This window comes from Ensifer adhaerens (assembly GCF_001270265.1).
Classification (GTDB): Bacteria; Pseudomonadota; Alphaproteobacteria; order Rhizobiales; family Rhizobiaceae; genus Ensifer; species Ensifer adhaerens_B.
Genome location: NZ_LGAP01000029.1, coordinates 20,579 through 39,287 on the forward strand (window position 1 = coordinate 20,579; position 18,709 = coordinate 39,287).

An 18,709-nucleotide genomic window follows, 5' to 3' on the forward strand; every position below is an offset into this window, starting at 1 on the left:
TGCCGCGATTCTTGCGCGACGACGCGCCACGAGACAAGGAAAGATCGCCGATGCAGGATTTAATGCTGCTTGCCCAGGACCCGGCCGCCTGGGTCGCCCTCATAACACTGGTTGTCATGGAGGTGGTTCTCGGCATCGACAACCTGATCTTCATTTCCATCCTCACTAACAAGCTTCCGTCCGAACACCGCGAGAAGGCCCGCCGGATCGGCATCACGCTGGCGCTCGTCATGCGCCTCGCTTTGCTCGGCACCGTCGCCTGGATCGTCAAGCTGACCACGCCGGTCTTCGAGGCCTTTGGTCACGGCTTCTCGTGGAAGGACATGATCCTGATCGCCGGCGGTCTCTTCCTCGTCTGGAAGGCGACCAAGGAAATTCACCACAGCGTCGACCCCAGCGACCACGGCGAAGACTTCATCGCCTCTTCGGCAATCAACAGCTTCGCCGCCGCGATCGGCCAGATCCTGCTGCTCGACCTGGTCTTCTCGGTTGACAGCATCATCACCGCCGTCGGCATGACGCCGCATCTGCCGATCATGGTCATCGCCGTCGTCGCCGCCGTCACCGTGATGCTCGTTGCCGCAACGCCGCTTGCCAATTTCATCGAGAGGAACCCGACGATCGTCATGCTGGCGCTCGCCTTCCTCTTGATGATCGGCACGACGCTGATCGCCGAAGGCATGGGCCTGCACGTGCCGAAGGGCTACATCTACGCGGCCATGGCCTTCTCGGCGCTGGTCGAGGTTCTCAACATGGTGGCACGCAATGCGCGGCTGCGAAAAAAGGAAGCCGGCAAGCTGCACTGAGGCGCTGCCACGAACAAAAATGGAAATGGCGGGGCGCAATGTCCCGCCTTTCTCGTTGCGCCGAAAAAAGGCCTGCATCACAGGGGATGCAGGCCACCTTGCTGCGGGAGTTTGTGAGGACGCAAGCCGGACGGGTCAGTGAGCCCGACTGCCGTTTCATTGGCCACGGGAAGAAATCGGAAAAATTCCCGTGTTCGCCACCTCCGTCATGTCCGATTGGCACAGCCCGCGCCTCTCGATCGGATAACGCCTCATCCGGTAAATCGTTCCGGCTGGCGCCATGCGTCAGGCATCTGGACGGTGCCCGATCTCGACCAGGATGTTGCCGGGTATGACCATGTAGAAGACGTAGGCGCCGTGCCGTTCTTCCGGTTCGGTCATGCGGATTCCGCTCGGCAGGATGCGCCGATAGGCGTTTTCGACCTGCGACCTCTCGGGCAGCAGGAAGCCGATATGGTAGGTCTGGGCGCCGAGGCTGACCTGGTCGCCGCCGCCGAGCTTGGCAATCGGCGGGCTGATCACGAGCACCATGCCGGCACCGTCAGCCAGGCGATAAAACGCATCCTTGCCACGCGTTTCGACAAGCGTGAAGCCAAGGTGGTCAAGGAAGAACGTCGCCGTTTCGGCAACGACGGGGCTATGAAGATCGAGATGGTTCAGTCGCATGTTGCAGTCTCCGTGTTTGAGAAACGCGGCGGACTGCGTCTGATCCGGATACACCCCGCCGCGGACCGATGCGGATGCATCGGAACCACGCCGCGGGTTCGAACGATCAGGTTCGAGCAGAGCTTCGCAAAGACTTGGACAGCCTCACGAAGGGACCGGGCTTACCATATCCGGTCCTGCCTTTTTCGACACGGGATGTGTAGCGCAGGCAAACTGCGCCAGCAAGATCGCTGAGATCAGTTCTTTTCTGCGTCCGGATCCACTTTCTGCAGCTCCTGCAGATAGGCGTCGAGACGATCGAACTTCTCTTCCCAGAAGCGACGGTAGCTGTCGAGCCAGCTGTTGACATCCCGCAAGGGTGCCGCTTCGAGCCGGCAGGGGCGCCATTGCGCCTCGCGGCCGCGGCTGATCAGCCCGGCGCGCTCGAGCACTTTCAAATGCTTGGAAACTGCCGGCAGACTCATCTCGAACGGCTCCGCAAGTTCGCCGACCGAAGCCTCGCCGAGAGAGAGCCGGGCGAGAATGGCCCTGCGGGTGGGATCGGCAAGGGCTGAGAGCGTGGTCGACAGGCGATCTTCCGGCATTTTCTAAAAAACCTTTCAGTTAAATAACCTTACGGTTCAATATAACCAGCCATTGGCGGTGTCAACAAAAACCGACGTGATCCACTTTCCGTTGACATGCTCCATGTTCTATGGTCTCACGCGAGCCGACTGGAATAGCCCGCCGATACCGCTGGTGCGGCACCCCTACGGGCCTTTCCTTCCCATAAAATGCGCGCCCGGCGGTCGGACTTGTCTTCCGGCAAGGGGCGAGAAGCACGTCAAACGGGCAAAGACCATGGCAGATTCAGCAGTTCGGGTACGCATCGCACCCTCCCCCACCGGCGAGCCACATGTCGGCACCGCCTATATCGCTCTGTTCAACTACCTCTTCGCAAAGAAGCACGGCGGCACCTTCATCCTTCGTATCGAGGATACCGATGCCACGCGCTCGACGCCGGAGTTCGAGCAGAAGGTGCTGGACGCGCTGAAATGGTGCGGGCTCGAATGGTCGGAAGGCCCCGACGTCGGCGGTCCCTATGGCCCCTACCGCCAGAGCGATCGCAAGGACATCTATCTCGACTACGTTCGCCAGATCGAGAAGAACGGCCACGGCTTCCGCTGTTTCTGCACGCCCGAACGGCTGGAGCAGATGCGCGAGGCGCAGCGCGCCGCCGGCAAGCAGCCGAAGTATGACGGCCACTGCCTGAACCTGACCGCCGAAGAAGTCACGCGCCGCGTCGACGCTGGCGAGCCGCATGTCGTGCGCATGAAGATCCCGACCGAGGGTTCCTGCAAGTTCACCGACGGCGTCTATGGCGACGTCGAGATCCCGTGGGATTCGGTCGACATGCAGGTGCTGCTCAAGGCCGATGGCATGCCGACCTATCATATGGCGAACGTCGTCGACGACCATCTGATGAAGATCACCCACGTCGCGCGCGGTGAGGAGTGGCTGGCGTCCGTACCGAAGCACATCCTGATCTATCAATATCTTGGCCTGACGCCGCCGGTGTTCATGCACCTGTCGCTGATGCGCAATGCCGACAAATCGAAGCTGTCGAAGCGCAAGAACCCGACGTCGATCTCCTATTATTCCGCGCTCGGCTACCTGCCGGAAGCGCTGATGAACTTCCTCGGCCTGTTCTTCATCCAGATCGCCGAAGGCGAGGAACTGATGACGATGGCCGAGCTTGCCGAAAAGTTCGACCCCGACAACCTGTCGAAGTCGGGTGCGATCTTCGACATCCAGAAGCTCGACTGGCTGAACGGCCGCTGGATCCGCGAAAAGCTGAGCGACGACGAATTCCTCGGCCGGGTGCTGGCCTGGGCGTCCGAGAACGACCGCCTGAAGCAGGGCCTGAAGCTGTCGCAGTCGCGCATCTCCAAGCTCGGCGAACTGCCTGGTTTGGCCGACTTCCTGCTGAAGTCCGACCTCGGCCTCGAGCCCGCGGCCTTCGCCAAGATCAAGTCGAGCCCGGAAGAACTGGTCGAGATCTTCAACACGGTGCAGCCGGATCTGGAAAAGATCCTCGAATGGAACAAGGAAACGATCGAGGCGGAATTGCGCGCGATCGCCGACCGCATGGGCAAGAAGCTCAAGGTCGTGCTGGCACCGCTGTTTGTCGCGGTTTCCGGCTCGTCGCGCTCCCTGCCGCTCTTCGACAGCATGGAACTGCTCGGCCGCTCGGTCGTGCGCCAGCGGTTGAAGGTTGCGGGCCAGGTCGCCGCCTCGATGGCCGGCAGCGGAAAGTAAGGACAGGACGATGAACGACAAGACCGAAGCAACAGCTCTCTCCTCCGACGTCACGGAAGTGCGCGCGCAGAAGCTGAAGCTGCTGCGCGAGCAGATCGGCGACGTCTATCCGGCGCATTTCCACCGGACGATGACCAATGCCGAGCTGGCAGCGAAATACGAAAACCTCGAGCTGGACACTGAGACGCAAGACGTCGTCACCGTTGCCGGCCGCGTCTACTCGTCGCGCAACTCCGGCATGTTCATGGACATCCATGACGCATCCGGCAAGATCCAGATCTTCAGCCACAAGGACACCACCCCGGAAGATGCACGCGCGCTGCTACCGATGATCGACATCGGCGACATCATCGGCGTGACCGGCGTTGTCCGTCGCACCAAGCGCGGCGAGCTGACGATCAACGCCCAGACGATCACCATGCTGACGAAGTCGCTGCTGCCGATGCCCGAGAAGTGGCATGGCCTCTCGGATATCGAGCTGCGCTATCGCAAGCGCCATCTCGACATCATGACCAACGAGGAATCCAAGCTCCGCTTCCAGCAGCGCAGCAAGATCGTCTCCGGCATCCGCCGCTTCATGGAAGACGACGGCTTCATGGAAGTCGAAACGCCGATGCTGCATTCGGTCTATGGCGGCGCGACGGCCGAGCCGTTCAAGACCCATCACAACACGCTGAAGCTCGACATGTACCTGCGCATCGCGCCGGAACTGTACCTGAAGCGCACGCTGGTATCGGGCCTGACCGACAAGGTGTTCGAGATCAACCGCAACTTCCGCAACGAAGGCGTCTCGACAAGGCACAATCCCGAATTCACCATGATGGAGTGCTACTGGGCCTATGCCGACTACGAGGACATCATGGACCTCGTCGAGCGGCTGTTCTCCAAGCTCGCTCTGTCGATCCACGGCTCGACCGAATTCATGTTCGGCGACAAGGAAATCTCCTTCAAGGGACCGTTCCGCCGCGTGCCGATGCCGGATGCCGTCAAGGAAGCGACCGGTATCGACTTCCTGGCGATGAAGACCGACGAGGAAGCCCGCGCAGCCGCCAAGGCCGCCGGTTTCGAGGTCGAGAAGGACTGGACCTGGGGCGAGTGCCTCGCCTTCCTCTTCGAAGAGAAGGTCGAGCCGACGCTGATCCAGCCGGCCCATGTCACGCATTTCCCGAAGGACATCTCGCCCTTCGCCAAGGAAGTGCCGGGCGAGCCGCGCCTCGTCGAGCGTTTCGAGACCTATTGCAACACCTGGGAACTCGGCAACGCCTTCTCCGAGCTCAACGATCCGGAAGAGCAGCGCGCCCGCATGGTCGAGCAGCTCGAGCAGGCCCATGCGCGCGGCGAAAAGGCCAAGCAGCTCGACGACGAGTTCCTCGACGCCATCGACCAGGGCATGCCGCCGGCAGGCGGCCTCGGCATCGGCGTCGACCGCCTGATCATGCTCCTGACCAACGCGCCGTCGATCCGCGACATCATCCTGTTCCCGGCGCGCCGCAACAAGGCCGACTGATCAAGGCCATAACGGCACAAAACAGAAAAGCCCGGCGCGATTGCGGCGGGCTTTTTTCGTTTTCGATGATGGATTGCAAGTGCCTTATGGCGCGAACGGCGCGTCAGTGGCCGGCCGGCGCCTCGGCGCTTTCGACCTTGTGCTCTTGCGTTTCGGCCTCGGGCGCCGCCGCGCCCTCGACGGCAACGGCATTCGGATCGATGCAGGGCGAACGATCGTCCATGCCGGCCATCATGTCGCGGATATCGCCCACGGAAAGATCGACCGTGCTGCCGTGAAAGAAACCGGCCGAGTTTGCCTTGCCGTCATTGTAGGACGCGCGGAAAGGCGCATCCATCCCAGGCACGCTTTGCGGACCCGGCGCGAAGAGAACTTGCGCCCCGATCGCCGCGCCACGGACCCCTGCCCGCTCTTCCGACCCGGCGGCATCGAGAACGACGACCTGGTAGAGATCAGCCTTCTCCGCCTTCGACAGGGCGCCGACCACGCGCAGAGCCGTGCGCATGCGCGCCTCGCCGTCGGCGCGGTCCGTCTTGATGTGCATGCGGACCCAGCGCTGACCATGATGGCCGAGCTTCAGGGTTCGGACCAAAGTGCATTCGAGGCCGGAGATGGCTGGCTTGGAGATCCGCTCCATCAGCGCGTCGCGGCCGACATAGACGGCGGCAGCACCTGAGGCAGCCGACACGCCGAATGCCGCGGCAAGAATGACGACCAGCCTCTTCGAAGGGCGCAACTTGCCGAGAATAGCCTTCACGAGAATGGCTCCGCTGTCATATCAGGAATTGCAACAAAAGCCCGAAGGCGCCTTGCAAGGATAGGCGCCCCACCTTTCGGAAAGTTTAAGCAGGCCGCGATGTAGCGGAAATCCGCACCCCGACCGACGCCGGGATGCGGAGCAGCGGCGATATCAGTCGATCTCGATATGACGGCGGTCGCGGCATTCGCGGTACGGCACGACCTGCAATTTGCCCCAGGCATCCACCCATTCGCGGCGCTCGACGCAATAGGCCCCGGACTTCACCAAGATCGGCCGTGGGCGGCGCTTGTTGTAGTTGTCGTTATAGTGCGTGAAGGTGGAGGCACCCCGATACCAGTCACCGCTACGGTCGGATGAACTGTGTCCGCTGTCCCGGCCCTTGCCAGCGCTCTGGGCGAAGGATGGTGAGGCGACAACGGACGTCGCTGCGGCAATGACAACCATGGAAACCAGTACGAACTTACGCATGACATTTCCTCCGTGATTGACTGCGGATGAGCCCGTTCCCATCCATGTCGGGGAGAGTGCCACGGCCGTGCCGATCTGGTTGTTCCCGCGGAAACCGCCGTCAAAACGCCCCATCGCAACGGGAAACCGGGCGCACCAGTCCGAAGTGACACCGGCTCCGTATCGAGGGTTTTCCGAATGCTTCCGCGACATCGCCTTCGCCGGAGCTTCGACATGCACCGGTGAAATCGATCGTAATTCTGACATCCCTGGTGGCAGGCCGCCGCCGTGCCTCCGTCCACACGGCGCTTTCGATAGCAGCCGAACGGCGATTGACTTTCGCCGATATCTTGCCTCCATTGCGACCCGTCAAACGCAAGAAAAAGAAAAGAAGAACACATGCACAAGGTTATCTTTGATACGGATCCGGGCATCGACGATGCGATGGCCCTGCTCTTCCTCCACCGCCACCCGGATATCGACCTGATCGGCATCACCACGGTCTTCGGTAACGCCTCGGTCGAAACGACGACGCGTAACGCGCTGTTCCTGAAGCGTGAGTGGGGCATTAAGGCACCGGTCGCAAAGGGTCTCGACAAGACCTTCAATCCGGACCGGCCGCATGTCGGCTGGCCGACCTTCATCCATGGCGACGACGGTCTCGGCAATATCGACGTGCCCGAGAACATCGACCTGCCTGTCGATCCCCGGCCGGCGCACCGCTTCATCATCGACACGGTACGTGCCCATCCCGGCGAAGTGACGCTGATTGCCGTCGGTCGCATGACCAACCTGGCGCTGGCACTGCGCGAGGATCCGGACTTTGCGCCGCTGGTGCGCGAAGTCGTGATCATGGGCGGTGCCTTCGACGTCAACGGCAACATCACGCCTGCCGCCGAAGCCAACATCCATGGCGATCCCGAAGCTGCCGACGTGGTGATGACCGCCCCCTGGCCGGTCACCGTCGTCGGTCTCGACGTCACCACCAAGACGGTGATGACCAAGGCGATGCTCACCGACATCGCCACGCGCGGCGGAGCGCCGGCAAAGCTGCTCTCGGACATCTCGCAGTTCTACATCACCTTCTATGAGCAGCATGTGCCTGATGGCATGGTGGTGCACGACAGCTGCGCCTGCGCCTATGTCGTGGCGCCGGACCTGTTCAAGGTGCGCAGCGGCGTCATTCGCGTCGTCTGCGGCGGCATTGCCGATGGCCAGACGATTCAGAAGCCCGACAGCCGGCTGTTCCCGCCGAGCCCGTGGGACAACCTGCCGAGCCAGAAGGCCTGCATCGACATCGACGCGGCGAAAACCCTGAAGCTGATCGGCGACACGCTGGCGCTGAACGACTGATGCCACCTCGGACGGATCGGTTTCTCCGACCGTTCGAAAAACTTTGCGGCGATGGCTGGCGGATACGTTTTCGCCGGCTATCTCTAAGGGCATGAAACCGGACGCCCTGCTCTATCCCGCCCCGAAAGGTCTCTATTGCGAGATTGGGGATTTCTACATCGATCCGGTGCAGCCGGTCGACCGCGCCCTGATCACCCATGGCCATTCCGACCACGCCCGTGCCGGCCACGGTCAGGTGCTCGCCACCCGCGAAACACTCGATATCATGCGCATCCGTTACGGCGACGGTTTCTGCGGCACGAGCCAGGCCGTTGCCCTGGGCGAGACGATGGTCGTCAACGGCGTGGAGGTGCGTTTTCACCCCGCAGGCCACGTGCTTGGCTCGGCGCAAATTTCGGTTATGGCGAAGGGCACGCGCATCGTCGTGTCGGGCGATTACAAACGACGGCGCGACCCGACCTGCTTGTCGTTCGAACCGGTCCCATGCGACGTCTTCATCACCGAAGCAACCTTCGGGCTGCCGGTGTTCCACCATCCGGACGACCGCACAGAGATGCACAAGCTGCTGACGTCGCTGAAGCAGTTTCCCGAGCGCACGCATGTGATCGGCGCCTATGCGCTCGGCAAGGCGCAGAGGGTGATCGCCCTTCTGCGTGAGCAGGGCTACGACGAGCCGATCTATATCCATGGTGCCTTGCAGAAGCTCTGCGATTACTATCGTGGCGAAGGCGTAGATCTCGGCGAAATCCGGCCGGCGACGCTTGCGGCCGACGAGAAGCAGGATTTTGCCGGAACCGTCGTCATCGGCCCGCCCGCCGCCTTTTCCGACCGTTGGGCCCGGCGCTTCGTCGATCCGCTGGCGATCTTCGCCTCGGGCTGGATGATGATCAGACAGCGGGCCAAGCAGCGCGGCGTCGAACTGCCGCTGGTGATCTCCGACCATTGCGACTGGCCCGAACTGACCCAAACCATCCGTGAGATCGGCCCGTCAGAGGTCTGGGTCACCCACGGCCGCGAGGAGGCGCTGGTGCGCTGGTGCGAGCTTGAGGGCATCGCCGCGCGACCCTTACATCTCGTCGGCTATGACGACGAGGGGGAATGAGCGATGAGGGCCTTCGCCGAACTGCTTGACCGGCTCGTGCTCACCCCGCAGCGCAACGCCAAGATCCGGCTGCTGGCGGATTATTTCCGCACCGCGCCCGATCCGGACCGCGGTTATGCGCTCGCCGCAATCGCCGGCACGCTCTCGCTTGCAACCGTCAAGCCGGCGATGATCCGCGACCTGCTGCTCGAGCGCATGGACGAGGTACTGTTCCGCTATTCCTACGATTATGTCGGCGACCTCGCAGAAACGGTCTCGCTGGTCTGGGAACCGCCCGCCGGCGTCGCAACACACGATATTCCGCTTGGCGACGCAATCGAGACGCTGCAGACGACCGGCCGTGCCAATGTGCGCAGCGTCGTGCGCGACATGCTCGACCGGCTCGACACATCGGCGCGCTTCGCCTTCCTGAAACTCGTGACCGGCGGCCTGCGCATCGGCGTGTCCGCAAAGCTCGCCAAGCAGGCATTGGCGGAAATGGGCGGCAAGGACGTCAGCGAAATCGAAACGCTCTGGCACGGGCTCGCCCCGCCCTATTCGCCGCTCTTCCAATGGCTGGCGGGAGAGGCGGAAAAACCGGTCCTTTCGACGCCCGCCGTCTTCCATTCGGTGATGCTCGCCACCCCGGTCGGCGAAGGCGACCTCGACGAGCTCGATCCCAGGGATTTTGCCGCCGAATGGAAGTGGGACGGCATCCGCGTGCAACTTGCCAATATCGGCGGGACCAGGCGGCTCTATTCGCGCAGCGGCGACGAAATCTCCGGCGCTTTCCCCGACGTGCTGGAGGCGGCCGATTTCTCGGGCATCATCGACGGCGAACTGCTGGTCGGCGGCACCACCCGCACCAACCGCGCCACCCGGACCTTTTCCGACCTGCAGCAACGGCTCAACCGCAAGACTGTCAGCCGCAAGATGCTTGACGAATATCCGGCCTTCATCCGCGCCTACGACGTGCTCTTTTCGGGCGAAACCGACGTTCGACCGGAGGGTTTCCTGGCACGGCGGGCACTGCTGAGCGACCTCGTCGAACGGGCTTCGCCGCAGCATTTCGACCTGTCGCCGCTCGTGCCGTTTTCCTCCTGGGAGGAGCTCGACCGGCTCCGGTCCGATCCGCCCGATCCCGTTATCGAAGGCATCATGCTGAAGCGTCTGGATTCGCCCTATACCGCCGGCCGCGCCAAAGGCCCCTGGTTCAAATGGAAACGGGCGCCCTTCAATGTCGATGCCGTGCTGATGTATGCGCAGCGCGGCCATGGCAAGCGCTCCAGCTACTATTCCGATTTCACCTTCGGCGTCTGGACTGAGATCGACGGCGCGGAAACGCTGGTGCCGGTGGGCAAGGCCTATTTCGGCTTCACCGACGCCGAGCTGGAAATTCTCGACCGCTTCGTCAGGGACAATACCACCGAGCGCTTCGGGCCGGTGCGGGCGGTGCGGGCCGAACCCGATTTCGGCTTCGTCGTCGAGGTCGCCTTCGAAGGCCTCAACCGCTCGACGCGACACAAGTCGGGCGTTGCCATGCGCTTTCCGCGTATCGCACGGCTGCGGCAAGACAAGCTGCCCCGCGAAGCCGATCGGTTGGAAACCTTGCAGGCGATGATCGAGAGCAAATCGTGATCGAAAGCGGGGAACCGGCCCGCCCGGCCGGCGTTTGAGCTATTCGAACGCACGCAAGGAGATGCGACATGCCTGCAAAATCGAAAGCACAGCAGAAGGCCGCCGGCGCAGCACTCGCCGCCAAACGTGGAGACATGAAGAAATCCGAACTCAAGGGTGCATCACGCGACATGGAAAAATCCATGACCGAAGGCGAACTTGAGGAACTTGCTGAAACCAAGCACAAGAAACTGCCCGAGCGGAAGGCGGCAAAATGACCTCGGGCAGGCATAAAAGCTCGAACTAAAACAATAATTGTTAATATCAATTTGGGATCATCCCGGACGTTTTGTACCATTCGCACGCCGCCGGGGTGATCTTGTGCCTGCCAGACATGCCTTCGACCTCGGGAAAAAGACACTCTCCAGAGTTCTGACGCCGAACTACCTTCCCGCGATCATCGCCTCTTTCGTCGTCCTCGTGGCCGGCATCCTCGCGGACAATCAGAACCAGGTGGTCTCCGAAGCGCGGGTGCGTTCCCAAGTCGCCGACGAACTCAACCCGATCCGCTCCAAACTCGAAGCCAGCATCAACGGCAATATCCAGCTCGTCCGCGGTCTCATCGGCACGATCGCGACCGAACCGGGCATGGATCAGGATCGTTTCGCCGCCCTTTCCCGCAGTATCTTCACCGAACGCTCCCAGCTGCGCAGCATTGCCGCAGCACCCGACCTCATCGTGCGCATGGTCTATCCCATGCAGGGCAACGAAAAAGCGATCGGGCTCGACTACCGCAAGAACGATGCGCAGCGCGCCGCCGTCATGAAAGTCAAGGACACGGGGAAGATGGTGCTCGCCGGTCCGGTGGACCTGGTGCAGGGCGGGCGCGGACTGATCGGCCGGTTTCCGGTATCGATCGATACCGGCGGCGGCAGCAATCGCTTCTGGGGGATCGTATCCGCCGTCATCGATGTCGATCGTCTCTACAACGACAGCGGCCTCCTGTCCCATAAGCTCGGCATAGATATCGCCATCACCGGCCGAGATGGGACGGGTAGCAACGGAACGGCCTTCTTCGGCGATCCCAAGGTTTTCGATCAGGCACCGGTGGGTATGACGGTCCTGCTTCCCGGCGGCTCCTGGCGCATCGCCGCCGTTCCCAAGGGCGGCTGGCCGCAAACGGCCCGCAACGCCTGGCTGATCCGCGCGCTGATCGTTGCCGGCGGCCTGATGATCATTTTGCCGATGCTGCTGACCGGTCGGCTGATGAGCGAGCGGCAGAACAACATTCGCGCGCTCAGACAGAGCAAGGCGCAGTTGCAGGAATTGTCGCACCGCCTGAAGATCGCCCTCGACACCTCGCAGATCGGCATCTGGGAACTCGATATCGCCAGCGGCAAGCTGCTCTGGGACGAGCGGATGAAGGAGCTCTACGGCAAGACCGGATCGGTCCGCCAGGCCTATGACGACTGGAAGACGACCTTGCATCCCGACGATCTTGCCCGGGCGGAAGAGGAATTCGCCGAAGCCCTTGCCTCGGGCGGCGCCTACAATTCCGAGTTCCGAATCCGGCTACCGGACGACACCATCCGGCATATCCGCGCTATCGGCTCGACCTATGACGGCGCCGACGGGCGCAAGAAGATCGTCGGTGTCAACTGGGACGTGACCGCCGACATCAGGACCCGCGCAACCCTGTCGGAAGCCAAGCGCCAGGCTGAAGCGCACAGCGCCGAACTGGAAGCGGCACGTCACCGCATGGAATTCAATGCTCTGCACGACCCCTTGACCGGCCTGCCGAACCGGCGCTTCCTCGACCAGGTGCTTGCGGACAGAAGCCATCACTTCGATGCCGAGGCGAGGCTCAGCATCTTTCACATGGATCTCGATCGCTTCAAGCAGATCAACGACACGCTCGGCCATGCCGCCGGCGACGAGATCCTGCGCCACGCCGCCGAATTGCTGCGGACCAACGCCAAGGAGAAGGATTTCGTCGCCCGCATCGGCGGCGACGAGTTCGTCATCGTCCGCCAGGATGGCGGCGCCGAGCCCGATGCTCGGCTCGCATCCTGCATCATCGAGGCGATGAGCGTTCCGGTTCGCTACAAGGATCAGGAATGCCGCATCGGCGTCAGCATCGGCATCGCAGCCCAGGCCAAGCCGACCGACGATCTGTCCCAGATCCTCGTCAATGCCGACATCGCCCTTTACGAGGCCAAGCGCCGCGGGCGCAACCGTCACGAAACCTTCACCGGCGACCTGAAGACTGCCGTGTTCAAGACCAAGCAGACCGCCGACGAGATCCTTCGCGGCCTCGAGCACAAGGAATTCATCGCGCATTTCCAGCCGCAGTTCTGTCCGAACACGCTTGAGATCATCGGCGTAGAAGCGCTTGCGCGCTGGGACCACCCGACCAAGGGATTGCTGGGTCCGCACACCTTTCTTAGGACTGCCGAAGACATCAACGTCGTCGCATCCATCGACCAGGTGATCCTCGAGCAAGCGCTGTTCCAGATCTTTCGCTGGGAAGCCAACGGCATCCATATTCCGAAGGTTTCGGTCAACCTGTCCTATGCCCGTCTGCACGACGACGGGCTGATCGGCCGCCTCGAGCAGCTGCAGATCCCGCGCGGCCGCCTGTCCTTCGAGCTTCTGGAATCGATCTCCTTCGACGAGAGCGACGTCACGGTGCTGTCGAACATCCGCCGGATCAAGGAACTCGGCATCGATATCGAGATCGACGATTTCGGCACCGGCTATGCCTCGATCCTCAGCCTGTTGAAGCTGACCCCGCGGCGCCTGAAGATCGATCGCCAGTTGATTCTGCCGATCCTGAATTCGCCGGCGGAAAAGCGCCTCGTCGAATCGATCATCGATATCGGCACCTCGCTCGGCATCGAAGTGATCGCCGAAGGCGTCGAAACGCTCGAGCACGCCCACATTCTGAGAGAACTCGGCTGTCATGGCCTTCAGGGCTATGTCTTTGCCCGGCCAATGAGCGCCGACGATCTCGCCGCCTTCGTTTTCGAGCGCAGGTGGCAGGCCGCCTGACGGCGCCTCCAGCCGGCTGCGACAGTTCGGCGCGCGAGCGAGCGGGCCAAAAATGCGCTGCGCGCGCATTTTTCCAAGTGTCGAGGCTTGGCAGCCCCAGGGAAAATCGTCATAAAAACATATGCCTGTTACCGCTATGCGGACCATGACGGCATCGTCTGCGACCGTTGCGTCAGCGATGGTCCTTGAGGGGCCTCGGCACCCAATCTCCATTAAGCCCAAGAGAAGGGAACGGTACGATCGAATACGCGGGGAAATTGCTTTCTGTCTTTATCCTAGCCCCGTTCGCGGGAAGCCTCATTGCAATCTTCTTTCCGTCCGATCAACGCGGCGCAACGGCCTGGTTCGCAGGCGCGATCGCGCTTCTCTGTTTCCTGGTTGCAGCCGGCCTCTACCCCTTCGTCACCTCCGGCGGCGTTCTGCGCTATGAACTTGCCTGGATGCCGGAGCTCGGCCTCAACTTCACCTTGAGAATGGACGGCTTTGCCTGGCTGTTCACGGTGCTGGTGACCGCAATCGGCGTGCTCGTCGTGCTCTACGCTCGCTATTACATGGCGGCCGAAGACCCGGTGCCGCGCTTCTTCGCGCTGTTCCTCGCCTTCATGGGGTCGATGCTCGGCGTCGTTCTCTCCGGTAATCTGATCCTGCTCGCCGTCTTCTGGGAGCTGACGAGCATCGTCTCCTTCCTGCTGATCGGCTATTGGCACCACAACGCCCATGCCCGCGACGGTGCCCGCATGGCACTGACGATGACCGGCATGGGCGGGCTTTGCATGCTTGTCGGGCTGTTGATCATGGGCCGGATCGTCGGCAGCTACGATCTCGACGTCGTGCTCGCCTCCGGCGACACGATCCGCAATCACCCGCTCTACGTCACGATGCTGATCCTGATTCTGCTCGGTGCCTTGACCAAAAGCGCACAGTTCCCGTTTCATTTCTGGCTGCCGCACGCCATGGCGGCGCCGACACCTGTCTCGGCCTATCTGCATTCGGCGACCATGGTGAAGGCGGGCGTGTTCCTGCTCGTGCGGTTCTGGCCGGTCATGGCCGGCACCGAGGCCTGGTTCTGGATCGTCGGGCTCGCCGGCGTGACGACACTGCTTCTTGGCGCCTATTTCGCGATCTTCCAGCAGGACCTGAAGGGGCTTCTGGCCTATTCGACCATCAGCCACCTGGGACTGATCACGGTTCTGCTCAGCCTCGGCAGTCCGCTTGCCGCAGTCGCCGCCGTCTTCCACATCGTCAATCACGCGACCTTCAAGGCATCGCTGTTCATGGCGGCCGGCATCATCGACCATGAGACCGGGACACGCGACATGCGCAAGCTCGGCGGGCTCATACGCTACATGCCCGGCACCGCCGTGCTCGCCATGGTCGCGAGCGCTGCAATGGCCGGCGTGCCGCTCCTCAACGGCTTCATCTCCAAGGAGATGTTCTTCGCCGAAGCCATCGAGACGCACCAGGCCAACATCCTCGATACGATCACACCCTATGTCGCCACGCTCGCCGGCATGTTCGCAGTGACCTATTCGCTGCGCTTCATCCACAGCGTCTTCTTCGGCCAGACGCCGAGCGAGCTGCCCAAGATCCCGCATGAGCCGCCGCGCTGGATGCGTGCGCCGATCGAGTTCCTGGTGCTGGCCTGCCTCGTCGTCGGCATCATCCCGGCGATCACCATCGGCCCGTTCCTGCATACCGCCGTCGTGTCAATCCTTGGGGCGAGCACCCCACAGTACAGCCTCGCGGTCTGGCACGGCTGGAACCTGCCGCTGGTCATGAGCTTCGTGGCGCTTCTCGGCGGCGTCGGACTTTATTTCCTGATGCGCAACTATCTGGCGACCAGCACCGAGGGACCGCCGGTCTTCCGCCTGCTACACGGTCAGCGCATCTTCGAGCGGGTGCTGGTGACCCTCTCATGGAAATGGGCGCGTTCGCTCGAGCAGAGGCTCGGCACGCGCCGGCTGCAGCCGCAGATGCGGTTCCTGGTCTTCGTCGCGATCGTCGTCGGTGCCCTGCCACTGCTCCTCAATCACTTCGAGCTGCCGCCGCTTCTCGTGCGCGGCATCGACCCGGCCTTCGCCCTGCTCTGGGCCATCGGCATCGCCTGTGCGGTGGGGGCGGCCTTTCAGGCGAAGTTCCACCGGCTGGCCGCTCTCGTGCTTCTTGGCGGCGCCGGCCTCGTCACCTGCATCACCTTCGTCTGGCTGTCGGCGCCCGACCTCGCCGTCACCCAGCTCCTCGTCGAGATCGTCACGACGGTGCTGATCCTGCTCGGCCTGCGCTGGCTGCCCAAGCGCATCGAGGATACGCAGGAATCCGAATTGCTGTCGCTGCGCGTTCGTCTGCGGCGCCTGCGTGACTTTCTGCTCGCCATCGTTGCGGGCGGTGGCGTGGCGCTGATCGCCTATACGGTGATGACCCGTCCGATGCCCGAGACCATCGCCAGCTATTTCCTCGAGCGCGCCTACAAGGAAGGCGGCGGCACCAATGTCGTCAACGTCATCCTCGTCGACTTCCGCGGCTTCGATACGCTCGGCGAGATTGCAGTGTTGGCGATTGTCGCCCTGACCGTGTTTGCGCTGCTCTTGCGTTTCCGTCCGCAGGCCGACAGCCTGGAGGCACCGGAACAACAGCAGGTCCAGAATGCCTTCGACGACGATCACCCCGACCGCGCCGAGGGCGACAGCGTCGCCGAATATCTGTTTGTTCCCTCGGTGATCATGCGCTGGATGTTCCCGGTCAGCGGCATGCTGGCCGCCTATCTCTTCCTGCGCGGTCACGACCTGCCGGGCGGCGGCTTCGCGGCAGGCATCGCCATGTCGATCGGCTTCATCCTGCAGTACATGTCAGGCGGCACCCGCTGGGTCGAGGAGCGGCTGCGCATCCACCCGCTGCGCTGGATGGGCATCGGCGTCATCGTCGCGGCGGCAACCGGCATCGGTTCATGGCTGTTCGGCTATCCGTTCCTGACCTCGCACGCGCAATATGTCACCCTGCCGATCGTCGGGAAATTCCCACTGGCAAGCGCGATCTTCTTTGATCTTGGTGTCTTCTCGCTGGTGGTCGGGGCAACCGTCCTCATCCTGATCGCGCTTGCGCACCAGTCGATCCGCGCACCGCGTGCCCATGCCCGTGCCCTTCGCGCCGGAAAGGAGGCGAAGTAATGGAGATCATCCTGTCTGCCGCCATCGGCGTTCTCACCGCCTCGGGGGTCTATCTCCTGCTCAGGCCGCGCACCTATCAGGTGATCATCGGCCTGTCGCTGCTCTCCTATGCCGTCAATCTCTTCATCTTCAGCATGGGGCGGCTGCGCGTGAACACACCTCCCATCCTCGAGCCCGGCGGCGTCGGCGATCTCTCGCGTTATACCGATCCGGTACCGCAGGCGCTGGTGCTGACCGCGATCGTCATCGGCTTTGCCATGACAGCGCTCTTCCTCGTCGTGCTGCTCGCCTCGCGCGGCTTCACCGGCACCGACCATGTCGACGGAAGGGAGCAGCGCAGTGACTGATTGGCTGCACCACCTGATGGTCCTGCCCATCCTGCTGCCGCTGATGGTGGGCGCGGCGATGATCCCGATCGACGAGCGCAACCGCATGGCCAAGGGCGTGATGGGCTTCGTCTCGACGCTCGCCCTCTTCGTGCTCTCGATGGTGCTGATGCGCGCTAGCGCCTCGACAGAAGGCTTCCTTGCCGGCACAAGCGTCTACCAGCTCGGCAACTGGCCGGCGCCGTTCGGCATCGTGCTGGTGCTCGACCGGCTCTCGGCGCTGATGCTCTGCCTGACGAGCGGCCTGGCGCTGGCTGCCCAGGTCTATTCGATCGCGCGCTGGCACACCGCCGGCCACCACTTCCATTCGCTGTTCCAGCTGCTGATCGCCGGGCTCAACGGCGCGTTCCTGACGGGAGATCTTTTCAATCTCTTCGTCTTCTTCGAGATCATGCTGGCGGCATCCTACGGACTGCTGCTGCACGGCTCCGGTCCGCTGCGCGTCAAGGCCGGCCTGCATTATGTCGCGATCAATCTTGCCGCCTCGTCGCTGTTCCTGATCGGCGTCAGCCTGATCTATGGCGCCACCGGCACGCTCAACATGGCCGACCTCGCCGTCAAGCTCGCCAGCATCTCGCCGGAGAACCGGCAGATGGTCGAAGTCGGCGCCGGCGTGCTCGGCGTCGCCTTTCTGGTCAAGGCCGGCATGTGGCCGCTGAGCTTCTGGCTGCCGACCGCCTATTCGGCGGCGACGCCGCCGGTTGCGGCTGTCTTTGCCATGCTGACCAAGGTCGGCATCTACATCATCCTGCGCCTGTCGCTGCTCGTCTTCGGTGCCAATGCCGGGGTTTCCGCCGGTTTCGGCCAGACACTGCTCGTGGTCGGCGGCATGCTGACGATCGCCTTCGGCGCGATCGGCGTGCTGGCGTCGCAGGCGATGGCCCGGCTTGCCGCCTATTCGGTGCTGGTATCCTCCGGCACGCTGATGGCAGCGATCGGCCTCGGGCATTCCGGCATGATTGCCGGCGCGCTGTTTTATCTCGTCAGCTCGACGCTGACGATCTCGGCGTTCTTCCTGCTGATCGAACTGGTGGAGCGCGGCCGTGACGCCGGCGCCGACGTTCTGGCAGTGACGATGGAGGCCTATGGCGATGCCGACGAGGACGAGGAACCAGACGAAGCGGGCGCCGCCATTCCCGGTACCATGGCGGTGCTTGGCCTCTGCTTCTGCCTCTGCGCATTGCTGCTTGCCGGCCTGCCGCCGCTCTCCGGTTTCGTCGCCAAGTTCGCGATCCTGAGCGGTCTCTTCGGCCTCTCCGGCCCCGAGGCGGCTCCGGCGATTTCGCCGGCCGACTGGACCTATGTCACATTGCTGATCCTGTCCGGTCTCTCGGCCATGATCGCCATGAACCGCGTCGGCATCCGCACCTTCTGGGCCTCGATCGAGAACACCGAGCCGCGCGTCTTCGTCATCGAGATTGCCCCCGTTGTCGTGCTGCTCGGCGCCTGCATCTTCTTGAGCCTGCAGGCCGGGGCGACGATGCGCTACATGCAGGCAACGGCCGATTCCCTGCTTGATCCGGCGAGCTATACCCAGCGCGTCCTCACGGCGCCGCGTGTCGGAGGGCAGTAG

15 protein-coding genes are annotated in these 18,709 nt (G+C 62.8%); 11 read left to right on the forward strand and 4 right to left on the reverse strand.

Annotated features, from left to right (window positions below; all coding sequences use genetic code 11):
* Nucleotides 1-50 precede the first annotated feature (50 nt).
* Nucleotides 51-806 (forward strand): TerC family protein, encoded by a 756-nt coding sequence (locus AC244_RS28005; protein ID WP_053252104.1) that lies wholly within the window; start codon nucleotides 51-53, stop codon nucleotides 804-806.
* A gap of 285 nt (nucleotides 807-1,091) precedes the next feature.
* On the opposite strand, the gene AC244_RS28010 is transcribed toward AC244_RS28005, so the two are convergent.
* Nucleotides 1,092-1,472: a VOC family protein gene (locus tag AC244_RS28010; RefSeq protein WP_053252105.1), complete on the reverse strand. Its 381-nt coding sequence runs from the start codon at nucleotides 1,470-1,472 to the stop codon at nucleotides 1,092-1,094.
* Between the two features lie 236 nt (nucleotides 1,473-1,708).
* The gene (locus AC244_RS28015) at nucleotides 1,709-2,056 is read right to left on the reverse strand and encodes an ArsR/SmtB family transcription factor (protein WP_053252106.1); all 348 of its coding nucleotides are present in this window, start codon (nucleotides 2,054-2,056) and stop codon (nucleotides 1,709-1,711) included.
* 256 nt (nucleotides 2,057-2,312) lie between these two features.
* On the opposite strand from AC244_RS28015, the gene gltX reads away from it, so the two are divergent.
* Nucleotides 2,313-3,770 (forward strand): glutamate--tRNA ligase, encoded by a 1,458-nt coding sequence (gene gltX, locus AC244_RS28020; protein WP_053252107.1) that lies wholly within the window; start codon nucleotides 2,313-2,315, stop codon nucleotides 3,768-3,770.
* A gap of 10 nt (nucleotides 3,771-3,780) precedes the next feature.
* Nucleotides 3,781-5,277, forward strand: coding sequence for a lysine--tRNA ligase (gene lysS / locus AC244_RS28025; protein ID WP_053252108.1), 1,497 nt, complete (start codon nucleotides 3,781-3,783; stop codon nucleotides 5,275-5,277).
* 103 nt (nucleotides 5,278-5,380) lie between these two features.
* Here the strand turns inward: lysS and AC244_RS28030 are convergent, their stop codons facing one another.
* Both AC244_RS28030 and AC244_RS28035 read right to left on the reverse strand, forming a co-directional pair.
* The gene (locus tag AC244_RS28030) at nucleotides 5,381-6,034 is read right to left on the reverse strand and encodes a hypothetical protein (RefSeq protein WP_053252109.1); all 654 of its coding nucleotides are present in this window, start codon (nucleotides 6,032-6,034) and stop codon (nucleotides 5,381-5,383) included.
* A gap of 153 nt (nucleotides 6,035-6,187) precedes the next feature.
* Nucleotides 6,188-6,505 carry a hypothetical protein gene (locus tag AC244_RS28035; RefSeq protein ID WP_053252110.1) on the reverse strand — a complete coding sequence of 106 codons (318 nt, stop codon included), beginning with the start codon at nucleotides 6,503-6,505 and terminating at the stop codon, nucleotides 6,188-6,190.
* Between the two features lie 378 nt (nucleotides 6,506-6,883).
* Between AC244_RS28035 and AC244_RS28040 the strand changes: the two genes are divergently transcribed.
* The 8 genes from AC244_RS28040 (at nucleotide 6,884) to AC244_RS28075 (ending at nucleotide 18,709) form a co-directional block, all read left to right on the forward strand.
* Nucleotides 6,884-7,837, forward strand: a complete 954-nt coding sequence (locus AC244_RS28040) for a nucleoside hydrolase (protein WP_053252111.1) — start codon at nucleotides 6,884-6,886, stop codon at nucleotides 7,835-7,837.
* Between the two features lie 91 nt (nucleotides 7,838-7,928).
* Nucleotides 7,929-8,939: a ligase-associated DNA damage response exonuclease gene (locus AC244_RS28045; protein WP_053252112.1), complete on the forward strand. Its 1,011-nt coding sequence runs from the start codon at nucleotides 7,929-7,931 to the stop codon at nucleotides 8,937-8,939.
* A gap of 3 nt (nucleotides 8,940-8,942) precedes the next feature.
* Nucleotides 8,943-10,556: a cisplatin damage response ATP-dependent DNA ligase gene (locus tag AC244_RS28050; RefSeq protein ID WP_053252113.1), complete on the forward strand. Its 1,614-nt coding sequence runs from the start codon at nucleotides 8,943-8,945 to the stop codon at nucleotides 10,554-10,556.
* Between the two features lie 68 nt (nucleotides 10,557-10,624).
* The gene (locus AC244_RS28055) at nucleotides 10,625-10,813 is read left to right on the forward strand and encodes a DUF3008 family protein (RefSeq protein WP_053252114.1); all 189 of its coding nucleotides are present in this window, start codon (nucleotides 10,625-10,627) and stop codon (nucleotides 10,811-10,813) included.
* Nucleotides 10,814-10,916: 103 nt separating this feature from the next.
* Nucleotides 10,917-13,586: an EAL domain-containing protein gene (locus AC244_RS28060; protein WP_053252115.1), complete on the forward strand. Its 2,670-nt coding sequence runs from the start codon at nucleotides 10,917-10,919 to the stop codon at nucleotides 13,584-13,586.
* A 257-nt stretch (nucleotides 13,587-13,843) separates the two neighbouring features.
* On the forward strand, nucleotides 13,844-16,750 hold the full coding sequence (locus AC244_RS28065) for a monovalent cation/H+ antiporter subunit A (protein WP_053252116.1): 2,907 nt from the start codon (nucleotides 13,844-13,846) through the stop codon (nucleotides 16,748-16,750).
* Nucleotides 16,750-17,097 (forward strand): Na+/H+ antiporter subunit C, encoded by a 348-nt coding sequence (locus AC244_RS28070; protein ID WP_053252164.1) that lies wholly within the window; start codon nucleotides 16,750-16,752, stop codon nucleotides 17,095-17,097. The genes AC244_RS28065 and AC244_RS28070 overlap by 1 nt, the downstream gene beginning before the upstream one ends.
* Entirely contained in the window at nucleotides 17,066-18,709 is a 1,644-nt protein-coding gene (locus AC244_RS28075) for a monovalent cation/H+ antiporter subunit D (protein ID WP_053252117.1), read from the forward strand. The genes AC244_RS28070 and AC244_RS28075 overlap by 32 nt, the downstream gene beginning before the upstream one ends.

Excerpts from the sequence above, each read along its gene's own strand:
- AC244_RS28005 (WP_053252104.1), top strand. The coding sequence starts at position 51 with ATGCAGGATTTAATGCTGCTTGCCCAGGACCCGGCCGCCTGGGTCGCC.
- AC244_RS28010 (WP_053252105.1), bottom strand. The coding sequence starts at position 1,472 with ATGCGACTGAACCATCTCGATCTTCATAGCCCCGTCGTTGCCGAAACG.
- AC244_RS28015 (WP_053252106.1), bottom strand. The coding sequence starts at position 2,056 with ATGCCGGAAGATCGCCTGTCGACCACGCTCTCAGCCCTTGCCGATCCC.
- gltX (WP_053252107.1), top strand. The coding sequence starts at position 2,313 with ATGGCAGATTCAGCAGTTCGGGTACGCATCGCACCCTCCCCCACCGGC.
- lysS (WP_053252108.1), top strand. The coding sequence starts at position 3,781 with ATGAACGACAAGACCGAAGCAACAGCTCTCTCCTCCGACGTCACGGAA.
- AC244_RS28035 (WP_053252110.1), bottom strand. The coding sequence starts at position 6,505 with ATGCGTAAGTTCGTACTGGTTTCCATGGTTGTCATTGCCGCAGCGACG.
- AC244_RS28040 (WP_053252111.1), top strand. The coding sequence starts at position 6,884 with ATGCACAAGGTTATCTTTGATACGGATCCGGGCATCGACGATGCGATG.
- AC244_RS28045 (WP_053252112.1), top strand. The coding sequence starts at position 7,929 with ATGAAACCGGACGCCCTGCTCTATCCCGCCCCGAAAGGTCTCTATTGC.
- AC244_RS28050 (WP_053252113.1), top strand. The coding sequence starts at position 8,943 with ATGAGGGCCTTCGCCGAACTGCTTGACCGGCTCGTGCTCACCCCGCAG.
- AC244_RS28055 (WP_053252114.1), top strand. The coding sequence starts at position 10,625 with ATGCCTGCAAAATCGAAAGCACAGCAGAAGGCCGCCGGCGCAGCACTC.
- AC244_RS28070 (WP_053252164.1), top strand. The coding sequence starts at position 16,750 with ATGGAGATCATCCTGTCTGCCGCCATCGGCGTTCTCACCGCCTCGGGG.
- AC244_RS28075 (WP_053252117.1), top strand. The coding sequence starts at position 17,066 with ATGTCGACGGAAGGGAGCAGCGCAGTGACTGATTGGCTGCACCACCTG.